Origin of the sequence: Achromobacter sp. (assembly GCF_032113835.1) — a bacterium.
Classification (GTDB): Bacteria; Pseudomonadota; Gammaproteobacteria; order Burkholderiales; family Burkholderiaceae_B; genus Achromobacter.
The window spans coordinates 76,234-90,323 of record NZ_DAMCTG010000003.1; the positions used below are offsets into that span (position 1 = coordinate 76,234).

Consider the following 14,090-nt stretch of genomic DNA (forward strand, 5'->3'; position numbering starts at 1 on the left):
GGTAAACACCATGACAATGCACTTCAAACGACTGCTGCGCACGTTCGCGCTGGGACTGGCGATGGCCGCACCCGCGCTCTCGCACGCGGCCTGGCCCGAGAAACCCATCACGCTGGTCGTGCCATGGGCGGCGGGCGGCTCCACCGACATCCTGGCGCGCGTGCTGTCCGAAGGCCTGACGCAATCGCTGGGCCAGCCCGTCATCGTCGAGAACCGTTCGGGCGCATCGGGCAACATCGGCACCGCCTTCGTCGCGCGCGCCAAGCCGGACGGCTACACGCTGCTGGTGGGCTCGATGAGCACGCACACGATGAATCAGGCGCTGTACTCCAACATGCCGTTCGACGGCGTGAAGGACTTCACGCCCATCGCTGAATTGGCCCTGGTGACCAACACGATGGTCGTGCATCCGTCGGTGCCGGCATCGAACCTGAAGGAATTCATCGCGTATGCGAAGGCCAATCCCGACACCGTGGCGTACGCCTCGGCGGGTCAGGGCTCGACCAACCACCTGAGCGCGGTGCTCTTCGAGAAGGCCGCCGGCGTGAAAATGATGCACATCCCCTATCGCGGCGGCGCGCCCGCGGTGCTGGACACGGTGGCGGGCCGCACGCAGGTGCTGTTCAGCGCGGGCACGCAAACGCTGCCGCACGTGCAGTCGGGCAAGCTCAAGCTGCTGGCCGTCACCGAGGAACAACGCTCGCCGCTGCTGCCCGACGTGCCCACCGTGGCCGAAACGCTGCCCGGGTACGAGCTGGCGGTCTGGTATGGCGCTTTCGGTCCGGCCGGCATGCCGCCTGAACTGGCCGCCAGGCTGAACCGCGAGATCAATGTGATTCTCAAGCGGCCCGACGTCATCAAGAAAATGGGCGACATGGGCGTGCTGCTGACCGAAACCACGCCGGAGCAGTTCGGCCAGATCCTGGCGCGCGATGCCGACAAGTACGGCAAGCTGATCAAAGAATTGGGAATCACGGCGGAATGACGGACGCATCCTCCAGCCCGGCGCTGGCCGGCGTGCAGGCCATCGCCCGCGCCTACGCGGACGGCCAGCCGGCCGCCGCCTTCCAGGCGATCGACGACTACGCGCGTCTGCACTTGGCGCATGCGCTGTGCACCGTCAATCGCTACGACGCCGACGCCATGCGCGTGGTGCGCCTGTACAGCTCGAATCCGCAGGCCTACCCGCCGGGCGGCAGCAAGGACAAGACCGGCACCGCATGGGGCCAACACGTATTGGTGGAACAGCAGGTGTTCGTGGGCGAGGGAGAGGCGGCCATCCGCGAGTTCTTCAACGACCACGATGCGATCCGCAGTTTGGGACTGCAATCGGTCATCAACGTGCCGGTGGCGTATGACGGCGTGTGCCTGGGCACCGTCAACTTCCTGATGCCGCGCCCGGCGGTGTCGGACGACGACATCCACGCCGCGCGCGTGGCGGCTCTGCTGGCGCTGCCCGCATTCCAGGCGCTGCAACGGGCGGCCTGACGGCGAAGGCGCAGATGCCGTGAACATCACGGTATCTGCCGCCGACGCTCGCCGCCGACGCCCGCCGCGGGATCGCCCGCCGCGCGGGAACGATCTGAAAGACATCTGTCACAAATGGCGAAGTCGCGGCCCGGCGCCGCGGGTATATTGGGCTTATTCCCCAATTGCCTGGCGCTCATCATGATCAAAGGTTCCTGCCTGTGCGGCCGCGTTGCCTACGAGATCAACGGTCCGCTCACCGACGCCCTCAACTGCCATTGCGTGATGTGCCGCAAGACGCACGGCGCGGCCTTCCGCAGCCGCGCGACAGTCCAGTCGAAGGATTTCGCCTGGACGCAGGGCGAAGACCACGTGACCTGGTATGCCTCGTCGCCCGGCAATTACCGGGGATTCTGCGAGGCTTGCGGCACGCCGCTGCTCAGCCGCTTTGACCAGACGCCGGACGTCTACGGCCTGCCGCTGGGCGCGCTGGACGACGATCCGGGCGTCAAGCCCGAGGCGCATTACCACGTCGCCAGCAAGGCGCCCTGGTACGACATCACGGACGCGCTGCCCCAGCACCCCGGCGCCATGGACGAAGCCCCGGAGCACGAGCCGCAGGTGCCGCCCCTGACCTTTTCACATGGAAGATGAACTTACGTCCGGCTCCGGACTTCACAGGAGACTGATATGAGCGACTACGGCGTCGTACTGGACCCCACCACCCTGCAATTCACGCGCAGGCTGCCCGCGAGCGTGCAGGAGGTGTGGGCCTGGCTGACGGAATCCGACAAGCGCGGCCAGTGGCTGGCCTCTGGCGACATGGACCTGATGGTAGGCGGCGGCGTCACCTTGCGCTTCCTGCATGCCGACCTGTCATCCGTGCGCGAACCGACGCCCGAGGCCTACAAGCCCTACGAGGAAGGCCTGACCACGCAGGGCCTGATCACCCGGTGCGAGCCCCCGCACGTTCTCAGTTACACCTGGGGCGGCTCGGCCGGCGCCCCGTCCGAGGTGACGTTCGACGTGTCCCCGAAGGACGACGGCGCCCTGCTGGTGCTCACGCACCGCAAGCTCGCCACGCGGGACGATATGGTGGACGTGGCCGGGGGTTGGCACACGCACCTGAACGTGCTGGCCGCGCGCCTGGCCGGACGCGATCCGGGCCCCTTCTGGTCGGCCAATGCCGCCTGGGAAGCCGAATACCAGCGCCGCATCCCGCGCCGATAGAGTCGTTCAAGCGCAACTATCGCGGCCGAATCGGGCATAAAAGCTGGCTAAAGCGCCAGCTTTGCAGTAACATAAGTCCGTGATTTTTCCGCAAAAACCGGACTTCGGTCATCCTGCGTGCCAACCTGTAGCGCCCTCGAGAGGGCGCTACTGAATGAACGTCAGCGACGCGAACGAGATCCGGTTTTTTATTGGGGCCGCCCCTGTTGGGCGTACCCCGTCACTGCCCAGCACGCCGCTGCAGTCCCCGTGGCGCCCAGCGTTGCCGCAGACTCGGCAACCCCGCTTCATCCGGCAAGGTGCCCGCAGCACCGCCGCCGCGACCACAGCGCGCACCGCGCGCACTTGCCTCAGGGCGCGAGTATCCGCCATTTCAGACATCCGCCCGGATGCCGTGGCCCATACCCACGCTTGCCCGAACGTTTTTTTGCGTTCAAACCGCTGGACCGGTTTATCCGAGTCCGACGCGCTTGCCGCCTTGCGCGGCGCGTCATGCCGCAGGCATGGCTGCGCGTTTTGATCAAGGAGTAGAAGATGGCTAAAGAAGAACTCATCGAATTGGATGGCATCGTTGACGAAGTGCTGCCCGATAGCCGCTACCGCGTCAAACTGGACAACGGCATCGAAGTCGGCGCCTACGCGTCGGGCCGTATCCGCAAGCACCGCATCCGCATCCTCGCGGGCGATCGCGTCACCCTGGAAATGTCCCCGTACGACCTGACCAAGGGCCGTATCAACTTCCGCCACAAGGACGAGCGCGCCCCGACGATGCAGCGTCCCCAGCACCACCGCCGCTAAGCCGGCCGCCCGGGCCGGCTTCTTGCCGGCGCCCGGCTCCCTCTTTTCGCGAATCCTTAAGCCGGATTCGCGCGCTGCCGTAATGCGTGGATCGCCTGTTCATGAAAGAATGGCGCTCCTTGCCTGGCGCAACGCCAGGCCGGATACGCACGAAGCACGATGGACCTGAAAGAAGAATTGCAAGCCGCCGCAGACCAGCTTGCCCTGTCGCGAAGACGATTCGTAAAGGGCGAGGAAGGCCTGCGCCTGCTGCGCCAGTCGCGCGAGGCGTTCATCAACAGCCTGCGCAACACCGGCCTGACCTACTCCGAAGCCAAGACCAAGTACGACAACTGCCTGGATGACCAGGAAGCCGGTCAGCGCAACGTGCAGCAGCAGATGGAATACGCCGAGCGCATGCACCAGTACGTGCTCAAGCGCATCGCGCTCGAGGCCGAGCAGGCCTGAGCGCGGCCTGCGGTCCCGTCAGAGCCAGCACACGTCAGAGTTTGAGCGCGTCAAAGTTTGAACGCGTCAGGGCTTGAACGCCCCGATGAAGATCGCCGGATCGATCCGTGCATCGTTCAGGCTGACGTTCCAGTGCAGATGCGGACCCGTCGCCCGGCCGGTCGCGCCCACCTTGCCCACCACGCCGCCGCGCGGCACCTCGTCGCCGACCTTCACCGAGATCGCCGACATGTGGCAGAACATGCTGATGAAACCCTGGCCATGGTCCAGGAACACCGTCTTGCCGTTGAAGAAATAATCTCCCACCAGCACCACCACCCCGGCCGCCGGCGCCTTGATGGGCGTTCCGGCCGGCACGGCGAAATCCAGTCCCGAATGGGGATTGCGTTCCTGACCGTTGAAGAAGCGGCGCAATCCGAACGGACTGGACAGGCGTCCGCCGCTGACCGGACGGTCCAGGATCACGTTGCTGGGCGTGACGCCGGCCCGAAAGCCGCGGTAGGCCTCGATCTGCTCGGCCAGTTCGCGCTCGATGCGCTTGAGGTCGTCCGGATTCGGGTCCACCTGGCGCTGGTTCTTGAGCGTGATGTGCTGCGCCACGTAGTCCTTGGCGCCGACCGTGAAGGTCATCTCACGCGTGCCGCCGGCGTCCTTGACCTGCACCTGTTCCTGGCCCGGCTTCACGCTGAGCGGAATGCCGACCACGGCGATCCACTGCTTGCCTGCCTCCCGAACCACCAGCACGGGGCGGTTCAGGTACGTGACCTGGGGCGTCGCCGCGCCGTCGCCCAGATTCAGCACGGCCACGCCGCCCGGCACCCGGGCGTCGAGCTTGCGGCTGATGTAACTGCCCTGCTGCGCCCGCGCGGGCCAGGCCAGGCACAGGGCGGCCGCGGCCAGCCCGGCGCGCAGGACGTCGCGGCGTTCCGCCATGGCGCTTACAGGCACAGATTGGCCGGTTCGATGATGGTCTGGTCGCGGCGGGCGATGCGCGTCGACAGGCGCGCCTCGGTCTTGCCCTTCCAGTGCGTGGTCGTCAGGACGGCCTCCACACCCAGGCTGCCGTGCAGGACGAGTTCGTACCCGTTGCGCACCGGCTTCTGTTCGAAGTTGAGCTCCAGCCCCTTCCAGGCGTCCGCCACACATTGCGTGTAGTCCTGGGCGGTGCGCTGCGTGGAGCCGTAGAACACGGGCTCGCGGTCGCGGACGTCTTTGACATTGGCGCAGGCCGTCAGGGCAGCCAGGGCGGTAAGGGACAGGATGGTACGAACCTTCATGACGATGAAAACTCTCGGTCAGCAGGGGTTGATCGGGGCGGCCAACTATACCGCACGGCCTACGCGGGCCTTGGTCCGGCTATGGCTTATCAGGGCAGCTTGCCGCGGCCTGATGCCACGACAGGCAGCGCCTGCACATTACGCCTGTGCGGGCCGCCGGGCGGACTTGGGACGGAAGGCGGCGATGACCTCGGGGCGCGTCTCGGCGTACGGACCGCCGATGAGGTCGATGCAATACGGAACGGCGGCGAAGATGCCCGGCACCAGCACGGCGCCGTCGTCGCCCTTGAGGCCTTCCAGCGTCTCGCGGATGGACTTGGGCTGACCAGGCAGGTTCACGATCAGGGCGGCATGGCCGTCGTCGGTTTCGCGGATGACGGCCACCTGTCGCGACAGGATGGCCGTGGGCACGAAACGCAGGCTGATCTGGCGCATCTGCTCGCCAAAGCCCGGCATTTCCTTGGTGCCGACCGCCAGCGTCGCCTCGGGCGTGATGTCGCGCCGCGCGGGGCCGGTGCCGCCGGTCGTCAGGACGAGATCGCAACCGCAGCTGTCGACCAGTTCGATCAGGGTTTCGTAGATGCGGGCGGGCTCGTCGGGAATCAGCCGTTCCACCGCCTGCCACGGGGACGCCAGCGCCCCGTCCAGCCACTCGCGCAACGCGGGCAGTCCCTGATCCTGATAGGCGCCAGCGGAGGCGCGGTCGGAAACGGACACCAGGCCCACGATGAGTTCGTCGGGGTGGCTGCGGGCGATTCGGGAATTGTCGGTCATGGCGTGGTGGGAAATCCGGCGGTGAAGCGCCGCGGCGGCGGCAGGCGGCGCGGCAAACCAGGAGACCCGAACGGCCGCGCGACATCGATGCTATCGCATTCTGCTGGGCGGCATGCGGCGGGCACGGGCGGGGTGCGAGCGGGGGCGGCCGGGTCCAAGTGTCGCAAAAAGGGGAATCCGCGTGCCGTCCAGGGTTTCCCGCGCTTGTTCGCGTCATGGGCGCTGGATAACATCCGCTAACAATCCCGCCCCATTGTCGAGGCGAGGCGGATCTTTCAGGTTTCCCATGTTCAAACGCACTCTTCGGCAGCACGCGCTTGCCGCGGCGCTGGCCCTGTCCGCCGCGGCCGTGGCCGGCTGGGCGGCCCTGCATACGCTGGCCCTGAAGACCGAACCGGTGCCCGCGGCCGCACCCGGCATCTACATCCCCAACCTCGGCAATACGCTGGACGAGCAGACGCGCAACCTGTCGCGGCTCAGCCAGGCGCTGCGCACCGGCGACCGTCTGGTGATTCTGGGGTCGTCCGAGCTCACCAGCAACGACCTGCGCTTCGTGCCCTACCGCTTCCTGGCCGACGAGCTGCAGATGCCCGTCCTCGCGTATGGCCATTCCGGCTTCCAGTCGCTGGGCATGCAGTTCGTGCTGGCGGCGCTGGCCGACGATCTGTCGCCGGCCTCGCGCGTGGTCGTGATGCTGTCGCCCGGCTGGTTCGACGGCGAGGGCGGCCTGGGGCCGGACGAGTTCAAGGAGCACGCCAATCCGCTGCTGCCCCGCCTGCTGCGCCAACCGGATGGCCGCGCCGAAGTCTTGCGGTGGCTGGACGCCAAGGGCGACGCCGGCGTGTACTGGTCGATGGCGGGCGAGCAGGCATACGTGTTCCGTCAGCGGCTGGCCAGCATGTGGGCGCCGGCGTACGCCGCCCCCGTTCCCGAACGGGAACGCGAAGGCCCCGCGGCGGCGGCGCGCGTGGTGGACTGGGACGCCCTGGCCGGTGAGGCGCAGGCCGCCGAGCAGGCGCTCATGACGGACAACCGCTACGCGGTGCGTGACGAATTCTTCAACAAGTACCTGCGCAGCATCCCCGAGGGCGGCAAGACTGCCTACCAGCCTCAGCCGCTGACCGGCCGCGACGAATTGCGCGAACTCGACGCCCTGATGGCGCTGCTGCACCAGCGCCGGGTCAATGCGCTGTTCGTCATGCAGCCGCTGCACCCAATGGTCTTCAACGACCTGGACCGGTTCGACCCGATCCAGCAGCAGGTCGCCGGATTGTGCCAGCGCTACGCGATGACCTGCATGGACATGTATGACGCGCCCTTCGAGGTCGGCACGCTGCGCGACGTGCAGCATCTGGGCGAGCTGGGATGGCTGCGCGTGAACCAGAAGATCGCCGAGGTATTTCGCCCATGAAAAGAACGCTTTGGCTCTGCCTGCTGTATCTGGGAATCCTGGCCGTGATGGTGATCCAAGCCGATACGTCCGCCAATCTAGGTAAACCGATGGAGATCGAATTCCAGTATTCGAAGTTCTAAGATTGGGGGCCGCTTCATTCAGGGACAGGTCATAAATCTGCAATAATCGGGGCATTCTCGCCGGAACCTCGCCCCCTCCCCCATGTTCGACCTCTTCCACGGCCTAGACCTTTGGGTTGGCCTCAGTCTCGTGCTGGCCCTGACATTCGTCCTGGCCTTCGAATTCATCAACGGCTTTCATGACACGGCGAACGCCGTGGCAACGGTCATCTACACCAAGGCCATGCCGCCGCATCTGGCGGTGGTCCTGTCCGGCATCTTCAACTTCCTGGGCGTGTTGCTGGGCGGCGTGGGCGTCGCCTACGCCATCGTCCATCTGCTGCCCGTCGAACTGCTGATCAATGTGGATACCGGCCGCGGCCTGGCAATGGTCTTCGCCATGCTGGCGGCCGCCATCGCATGGAACCTCGGCACGTGGTACTTCGGCATTCCGGCCTCCAGCTCGCACACGCTGATCGGCTCGATCCTGGGCGTGGGCCTGGCCAATGCGCTGATCACCGACCTGCCGCTGGGCCAAGGCGTTAACTGGGGCAAGGCCATCGACATCGGCCTGTCGCTGGTGGCATCGCCCATCGCCGGGTTCGCGGTGGCCGGGCTGCTGCTGCTGGCGCTCAAGCGCTGGCTGCCGCTGTCCAAGATGCACAAGACGCCCGAACAGCGCCGCGCCATCGACAACAAGAAGCACCCGCCGTTCTGGAACCGCCTGGTGCTGGTGCTGTCGGCCATGGGCGTGAGCTTCGTGCACGGCTCGAACGACGGCCAGAAGGGCATCGGCCTCATCATGCTGGTGCTGATCGGCATCGTGCCGGCCAACTTCGTGCTGGACACCCACAGCACCACTTACCAGATCGAACGCACCCGCGACGCCGCCAATCACCTGATGGTGTTCTACCAGCGCAACGAAGCGCTGCTGGGCGATTTCCTGGCGCTGCGCCGCGTCGACATCCAGGAAGACCTGCCCGCCAACTTCCGCTGCGATCCCACTCTGACCGTGCCCACCATCATGGCGCTGCAAAAGGATCTGCACGGGGTTTCCAACTACGCCGACCTGTCCGCGCAAAAACGCATCGACGTGCGCCGCTACCTGCTGTGCCTGGACGACACCGCCAAGAAGGTCGCGCGCCTTGAAGGCCTGCCCGCCCGCGAGGCCGCCGACCTGCAACGGCTGCGCGCGGACCTGACGGCCACCACCGAGTACGCGCCCTTCTGGGTGATCGTGGCCGTCGCGCTGGCGCTGGGCGCCGGCACCATGGTCGGCTGGCGCCGCGTGGTCCTGACCGTCGGCGAAAAGATCGGCAAGCAGGGCATGACCTACGCGCAGGGCATGTCGGCGCAGCTGACCGCCGTGGGCGCCATTGGTCTTGCCAACGTCTTCAGCCTGCCCGTGTCCACGACACACGTGCTGTCATCCGGCGTCGCGGGCACCATGATCGCCAACAAGACCGGGCTGCAGGGAAACACGGTGCGCAACATCCTGCTGGCCTGGGTGCTGACGCTGCCCGCGTCGATGCTGTTGGCCGCCGGATTGTTCTGGATCGGTGTGCAGATCGCCGGCTGATGGCGAGCTGACGGATTCGGCCGTGCAGGCAATCTGCACGGCCGCTGCAACACTCTGCATATCGCGCCGGTCTATGCGCCCGCGCACGGCGCCGTCTACGATGGCGCCATGACTACCGCATCCCCCACCCTGCATTACATCTTCGATCCGCTTTGCGGCTGGTGCTACGGCGCCGCGCCGCTGGTGGAAGCCGCCCGCGCCATTGCCGGCCTGAACATCGAGCCGCATGGCGGCGGCATGATGACGGGCGGCAACCGCCAGCCGGTCACCGACGCCCTGCGCCGCTATGTCATGCCGCACGACGAGCGCATCGCCGGCCTGACGGGCCAGCCGTTCGGCGCCGACTATTTCGATGGCCTGTTGCGCGACAGCGGCGCCGTGTTCGATTCCGAGCCGCCCACCACCGCCATCCTGGCCGCCCAAACACTGGCGGGCCGCGGGCTGGACCTGCTGCACCGGATGCAGCGCGCGCATTACGTGGAAGGCCGGCGCATTGCCGATCCCGCCGTGCTGCGCGCGCTGGCCGTGGAGATCGGCCTGGCCGCCGAGGCCTTCGACGATGCCTGCGAACAGGCACAGGGCGCCGAGACCGCTGCGCACATTGCCGCCAGCCGCCGGCTGCTGGCCAAGGTCGGAGGCACGGGCTTTCCGACGCTGGCGCTGGAACGCAACGGCGCTTTTACGCTGCTGGAACCCAGCCGGTATCTCGGCCGTCCGGAGCAATGGCGCGACGATCTGGCGGCGCGCATCCAGGGCGGCGCCTGACGCCGCGGGTCACCTGGCACCGCCCAGTCCCGGCGCCGGACTGCCCGGCCCGGGACCTGGGGCGCGTAGGGATCAGGACTCTTCGATGTCGCCGTCTCGCTGCAGGGCGCGGTGCATCGCCGGGCGCTCGCCCAGCCGCTCGACGTACGCATTGAAGACCGGACTTTCAGGCACGATCTTCATCCGCATCATGTACTGCAGCGAGCCGCCCAGCACGATGTCCACGGCCGAGAACCTGTCACCCAGGAAATACGTCCGCGCCTGCAGCACCCGGGTCAACACCTCTTCGACCTCGTCCGCCGACCCCCACCCCAGCGCAGCCTGATGCGGCGTCTTGAACGCCCGCTCGACCATCGCGGGCTCGAACACGCCCGTGGAATACGCCAGCCACGTCAGATAGGGACCGCGCTGCGGGTCGCCCACCACCGGTCCCAGCCCCGCCTGCGGAAACAGGTCGGTCAGGTACACCGCGATGGCGGGCGTTTCGAACACGGGCACCCCGTCATGCACCAGCGCCGGCACCTTGCGATGCGGATGGATGTCGATGTAATCGGCAGGCATGTGCCCCGTGCTGTCATGGCCGCGGATCGACACCATCTCGGTGTCGTAGGGCACGCCCAGTTCCTCGAGCAGCCACAGTATCCGGAACGACCGCGAACGCGGCGCGTGGTAGAGCGTAAGCATGGTCGGTCTCCTTTGGGGGATCGGACCATTTTGCCCTGCGGGCCGCTACGCCGCCAAGGCCAGCAATATCCCGTATCCGCCCATGCCGAGCAGTACGGCCACGCCCGTATTGCTGACCAGGCGCGCCGCCACGCCCGTGACGACAAGCCCGCCCACGTACGGCGCAATGCGGGCGGCCTCATCGGCCGCGCCCAGCAGATCCGGCACGATCACGGCGGCCGCGATGCCGGCCAGCAGCGACGGCCCCAGCGCCGACAGCGCCGATCCCTCGCGGGACAGGTGCCGCAGCAGGCGGCTGCGCTCGGACAGCATGAAGGGCAGCGCGCGCGTGAGGTAGGTGATGACCGCCATCGCAATGACGGCGCCCCAGAATTCCAATCCGCTGGCGTTCATGCCGGCCTCCTTGCGCGATAGGCCACGCAGCCGATGACCGCGCCCGCCAGGATGGCAAGGCTGGTGTATCCCAGCGCGGCCACCAGTCCGGCGCCGATGACGGCGGCCAGGATGGGCAGCCCCATGCCGCGCCCGGCGCTCTGGCACACCAGCGCCATGAACAGCGCCGGCAGCGCAAAGCGCATGACCTGGGACAGCATCGGGTAGTGCCGCTCAAGACCGTCGCCGGCGTACACGCCCACGGCGGTGCCAGCGATCCACGTCAGCCAGGCGCCCAGGCCCAGCGCGATCATCCAGCCCTGGCGCCGGGCGGGTTCCACACCCTGCAGCCGGTTGAAGGCGGTGGCGAAGACTTCGTCGGTCAACAGGAATGCGACCTTGAGGCGATCGCGCAGCGCCGCAGGCAGAAAGCGCGACAGCAGCGGGCCATAGAGCAGATGCCGCGCGTTGAGCAGCGAGCACAGCGCCACCACCCAAAGCCACGGCGTGCCGGCCTTGATGGAGGCCAGCAGCAGGAACTGGCTGGCGCCCGCGTAGACCAGCACGGAGATCAGGATGACCTGCAGCGGCGCGAGTCCGGCCGCGATGCCCGCGATGCCGAACGTCACGGCCACCGGAAAGTAGCCGATCATGACCGGCAGGCAGGATTTCAGACCATCGATGCGCGCGCTGCCCATCGGGGCGCGCGCGGCGGCGGGGGGAGTCTCCAAGGCGCTCATCGCTTTTACTTGTTGCGGCGGGCGCCCATTTTACTCAGCGCGCCGTCCGATTCAGGACGCGCGCCGCGGCATCAAGGCGTCGCCCCCAACGCCCGCAGTTGCGACTTCAGGCGGCGAACCTCCTGGCTCAGATCCAGGATGAGCGCGACAGCGTCAAGGCCCGCGCCGAAGTCATGCTCCAGGCGCCGCGCGTGCAAGGCGCGTTGCAGGTCCACGCTGTAGAAACGCCACTCCGCCGGGCCGCTGCCACTGGCATTGACGATGCCGACTTCGACCAGGCGGGCCACCCATTCCACTTCCGCGCCGCAGGCGCGCGCCAGGTCGTCTGTGTTGAGCGGCTGCGACTTGCCGACGACGGTGGCGCTGGTGATCACTATCTTCTTCATGCTCAGACCCCGAGGTTGCGGCGCGGGTTGAAGGGCAGATCCTGCTGCAGCTTGCGGTAGGCGGCCTTGGCGGCTTCGCTGTCCGCGGGCGGCAGCACCAGATCCAGGACCAGGTACAGATCACCCGGTGGATCACCGGGGATGCCGCGGCCGCGCAACCGCAGCTTGCGGCCGTTGCCGGAACCGGCGGGCACGGACACTTCAACCGTGCCGCCGGGCGTGGGCGCCTGGACGCTTGCGCCCAGCGCGGCTTCCCACGGGGCAACCGGCAAGGTCATGTACAGATCGCGCCCCTCGGCGCGGTAGCGCGGATGCGGCTTGAAGCGCACTTCCAGATAGAGATCGCCGCTTTCGCCGCCGCCGTATCCGGGCATGCCTTGTCCGGCCAGCCGGATGTACTGGCCTTCACGCACGCCGGCCGGAATCTTGACGCTGAGGGTGCGGCTCTGCATGTGCGGCCGTCCCTGGTCGTCCATCTGCATGGACCGCAGGCTGATGTCGCGCGTCGCGCCCTTGATCGCGTCTTCGAGGTCGACTTCGATCGCCGCGTGATGGTCTTCGCCGCGCGCGCGGAACTCCTGCTGGCGCGCACCGTGCCTGCCGCCCCGGCCGCCAAAGAGTGACGAAAAGAACTCGCTGAATTGCGCCTCGTCGCCGGACGCCGCGCCCCGGTGAAATTCGAAGCCTTCGTCCCAGCCGGGCGGCGGTTGGAAGCCGCCCTCGGGCGAGACACCCGCCGCCAGATTGTCATAGGCCTGGCGCTTTTCGGCGTCGCGCAGCACGTCGTACGCTTCGTTGACGTCGCGCATGCGGGTTTCGGCGTCGCTTTCCTTGCTGACGTCAGGGTGATATTTGCGGGCGAGCTTGCGGTAAGCCTTGCGGATATCGTCGTCGGATGCGCCCTGCTCCACCCCGAGAATGCTGTAGTAGTCCTTGAACTCCATGTTCCAGCTCACGTAGAGGGTTGAGGCCGCGTCCGGCACAGTCGGATCCGGCCTTGAATAGCCAGAAGATAGGGGTTATGGACCGATTTTTCAATGCGCCGCGCGTGGCGCGCCCGCGCGCATAATGTCCGGTTTGCGCGCGTGAGGCCGTTTATCCGGCTGGCCCGCGCCCCTTGTTTTGACCGCAAACCGCCGCGGGCCGGACGGCCTGCCGAAGGAACCGATCGTGCTGCAAATCATCGACGTCGACTTCAACGACCCGGAACATGGCCGCCAGGTGCTCGCCATGCTGAACGAATACGCCAGCGGGCCGATGGGCGGCAACACGCCCCTGCCGGCTCATGCGCAGGCAAATCTGATTGCCGAGCTGGCCCGCCGTCCCACCGCGCATGCGCTGCTCGCCCGCGTCGGCGGCCAGGCGGCGGGCGTCGCGATCTACCTGGAAGGCTTCTCCACCTTTGCCTGCCGCCCCCCGCTCAACCTGCACGATCTGGCCGTCGCCCCGGCATTCCAGGGCCAGGGTGTGGGCAAGCAGCTTCTTGCCGCACTGGAGGACCGGGCGCGCCGGATGGGATGCTGCAAGATCACGCTGGAGGTGCTGGAAGGCAATGCCGTCGCCCAAGGTCTATACCGCAAGCTCGGGTTCGAGGGCTATGCGCTGGACGATGCAACCGGCCGCGCCATGTTCTGGCAGAAGAAACTGGCCGCCTGATTGGCGTAGTATGTGTTTTTCGCCTCGATTTCGGGGCCGGACCGATCCCGCAGGAACCACCATGAAGATGAGCAACATCCCCTTCGGCACCACCGACTGGTCCGAAGTGGAACGCACCGAACACGCCGGCGACACCGGCATGGCGTACTGGCGGACCCGCCAATTCGGCGACCTGCGCGTGCGCATGGTGGAATACACGGCCGGTTATCTGGCCGACCACTGGTGCACCAAGGGCCACATCCTGTTCTGTCTCGAAGGCGAACTGCACACCGAACTGGAAGACGGCCGCCAGTTCGTGCTGACCCCGGGCATGAGCTACCAGGTGGCCGATCAGGCCGAACCGCACCGCTCGTCCACGCAGACCGGCGCCAAGCTGTTTATCGTGGACTGATCCTTGAGGACT

20 protein-coding genes are annotated in these 14,090 nt (G+C 67.0%); 12 read left to right on the forward strand and 8 right to left on the reverse strand.

Annotated elements, in window-relative coordinates; genetic code table 11:
* Positions 1-10 precede the first annotated feature (10 nt).
* From RT697_RS02150 to RT697_RS02175, 6 genes are all read left to right on the forward strand, one after another.
* Complete coding sequence (locus RT697_RS02150) at positions 11-985, forward strand: tripartite tricarboxylate transporter substrate binding protein (RefSeq protein WP_313696784.1); 975 nt, start codon at positions 11-13, stop codon at positions 983-985.
* Entirely contained in the window at positions 982-1,488 is a 507-nt protein-coding gene (locus RT697_RS02155; RefSeq protein WP_313696785.1) for a GAF domain-containing protein, read from the forward strand. Before RT697_RS02150 ends, RT697_RS02155 begins: the two co-directional genes overlap by 4 nt.
* A 180-nt stretch (positions 1,489-1,668) precedes the next feature.
* Positions 1,669-2,121 (forward strand): GFA family protein, encoded by a 453-nt coding sequence (locus RT697_RS02160; RefSeq protein WP_313696786.1) that lies wholly within the window; start codon positions 1,669-1,671, stop codon positions 2,119-2,121.
* Positions 2,122-2,157: 36 nt separating this feature from the next.
* Entirely contained in the window at positions 2,158-2,697 is a 540-nt protein-coding gene (locus tag RT697_RS02165; RefSeq protein ID WP_313696787.1) for an SRPBCC family protein, read from the forward strand.
* Positions 2,698-3,231: 534 nt separating this feature from the next.
* Positions 3,232-3,495, forward strand: coding sequence for a translation initiation factor IF-1 (infA, locus tag RT697_RS02170; protein ID WP_056570934.1), 264 nt, complete (start codon positions 3,232-3,234; stop codon positions 3,493-3,495).
* Between the two features lie 159 nt (positions 3,496-3,654).
* The gene (locus RT697_RS02175; protein ID WP_312434170.1) at positions 3,655-3,942 is read left to right on the forward strand and encodes a hypothetical protein; all 288 of its coding nucleotides are present in this window, start codon (positions 3,655-3,657) and stop codon (positions 3,940-3,942) included.
* A gap of 66 nt (positions 3,943-4,008) precedes the next feature.
* On the opposite strand, the gene RT697_RS02180 is transcribed toward RT697_RS02175, so the two are convergent.
* The 3 genes from RT697_RS02180 to mog all read right to left on the reverse strand — a co-directional run bounded on the left by RT697_RS02180 (position 4,009) and on the right by mog (position 5,993).
* Complete coding sequence (locus tag RT697_RS02180) at positions 4,009-4,875, reverse strand: peptidoglycan DD-metalloendopeptidase family protein (protein WP_313696788.1); 867 nt, start codon at positions 4,873-4,875, stop codon at positions 4,009-4,011.
* 5 nt (positions 4,876-4,880) lie between these two features.
* Positions 4,881-5,219, reverse strand: a complete 339-nt coding sequence (locus tag RT697_RS02185; RefSeq protein ID WP_313696789.1) for a hypothetical protein — start codon at positions 5,217-5,219, stop codon at positions 4,881-4,883.
* 138 nt (positions 5,220-5,357) lie between these two features.
* Positions 5,358-5,993 (reverse strand): molybdopterin adenylyltransferase, encoded by a 636-nt coding sequence (mog, locus tag RT697_RS02190; protein WP_313696790.1) that lies wholly within the window; start codon positions 5,991-5,993, stop codon positions 5,358-5,360.
* 286 nt (positions 5,994-6,279) lie between these two features.
* Between mog and RT697_RS02195 the strand changes: the two genes are divergently transcribed.
* The 4 genes from RT697_RS02195 (at position 6,280) to RT697_RS02210 (ending at position 9,849) form a co-directional block, all read left to right on the forward strand.
* Positions 6,280-7,404 carry a D-alanyl-lipoteichoic acid biosynthesis protein DltD gene (locus RT697_RS02195; RefSeq protein ID WP_313696791.1) on the forward strand — a complete coding sequence of 375 codons (1,125 nt, stop codon included), beginning with the start codon at positions 6,280-6,282 and terminating at the stop codon, positions 7,402-7,404.
* Positions 7,401-7,526 carry a hypothetical protein gene (locus RT697_RS02200; RefSeq protein ID WP_255357224.1) on the forward strand — a complete coding sequence of 42 codons (126 nt, stop codon included), beginning with the start codon at positions 7,401-7,403 and terminating at the stop codon, positions 7,524-7,526. The genes RT697_RS02195 and RT697_RS02200 overlap by 4 nt, the downstream gene beginning before the upstream one ends.
* Before the next feature lie 82 nt (positions 7,527-7,608).
* Positions 7,609-9,084, forward strand: a complete 1,476-nt coding sequence (locus tag RT697_RS02205; protein ID WP_313696792.1) for an inorganic phosphate transporter — start codon at positions 7,609-7,611, stop codon at positions 9,082-9,084.
* Positions 9,085-9,192: 108 nt separating this feature from the next.
* Positions 9,193-9,849 (forward strand): DsbA family protein, encoded by a 657-nt coding sequence (locus tag RT697_RS02210; RefSeq protein WP_313696793.1) that lies wholly within the window; start codon positions 9,193-9,195, stop codon positions 9,847-9,849.
* A gap of 72 nt (positions 9,850-9,921) precedes the next feature.
* On the opposite strand, the gene RT697_RS02215 is transcribed toward RT697_RS02210, so the two are convergent.
* The 5 genes from RT697_RS02215 to RT697_RS02235 all read right to left on the reverse strand — a co-directional run bounded on the left by RT697_RS02215 (position 9,922) and on the right by RT697_RS02235 (position 12,975).
* Positions 9,922-10,533, reverse strand: a complete 612-nt coding sequence (locus RT697_RS02215; protein WP_313696794.1) for a glutathione S-transferase family protein — start codon at positions 10,531-10,533, stop codon at positions 9,922-9,924.
* Positions 10,534-10,578: 45 nt separating this feature from the next.
* Positions 10,579-10,926: an AzlD domain-containing protein gene (locus RT697_RS02220; RefSeq protein WP_313696795.1), complete on the reverse strand. Its 348-nt coding sequence runs from the start codon at positions 10,924-10,926 to the stop codon at positions 10,579-10,581.
* Positions 10,923-11,603 carry an AzlC family ABC transporter permease gene (locus tag RT697_RS02225; protein WP_313696854.1) on the reverse strand — a complete coding sequence of 227 codons (681 nt, stop codon included), beginning with the start codon at positions 11,601-11,603 and terminating at the stop codon, positions 10,923-10,925. The genes RT697_RS02220 and RT697_RS02225 overlap by 4 nt, the downstream gene beginning before the upstream one ends.
* A 113-nt stretch (positions 11,604-11,716) precedes the next feature.
* On the reverse strand, positions 11,717-12,031 hold the full coding sequence (locus RT697_RS02230; protein ID WP_313696796.1) for a chaperone modulator CbpM: 315 nt from the start codon (positions 12,029-12,031) through the stop codon (positions 11,717-11,719).
* Between the two features lie 2 nt (positions 12,032-12,033).
* A complete protein-coding gene (locus RT697_RS02235) occupies positions 12,034-12,975 on the reverse strand; it encodes a DnaJ C-terminal domain-containing protein (RefSeq protein WP_313696855.1) in 942 nt (313 codons plus the stop codon).
* A gap of 226 nt (positions 12,976-13,201) precedes the next feature.
* Here RT697_RS02235 and RT697_RS02240 point away from each other — a divergent pair, with 226 nt between their 5' ends.
* Together RT697_RS02240 and RT697_RS02245 are read left to right on the forward strand one after the other, a co-directional pair.
* The gene (locus RT697_RS02240; protein WP_313696797.1) at positions 13,202-13,687 is read left to right on the forward strand and encodes a GNAT family N-acetyltransferase; all 486 of its coding nucleotides are present in this window, start codon (positions 13,202-13,204) and stop codon (positions 13,685-13,687) included.
* 61 nt (positions 13,688-13,748) lie between these two features.
* Entirely contained in the window at positions 13,749-14,078 is a 330-nt protein-coding gene (locus RT697_RS02245) for a DHCW motif cupin fold protein (RefSeq protein ID WP_312434200.1), read from the forward strand.
* Positions 14,079-14,090 lie beyond the last annotated feature (12 nt).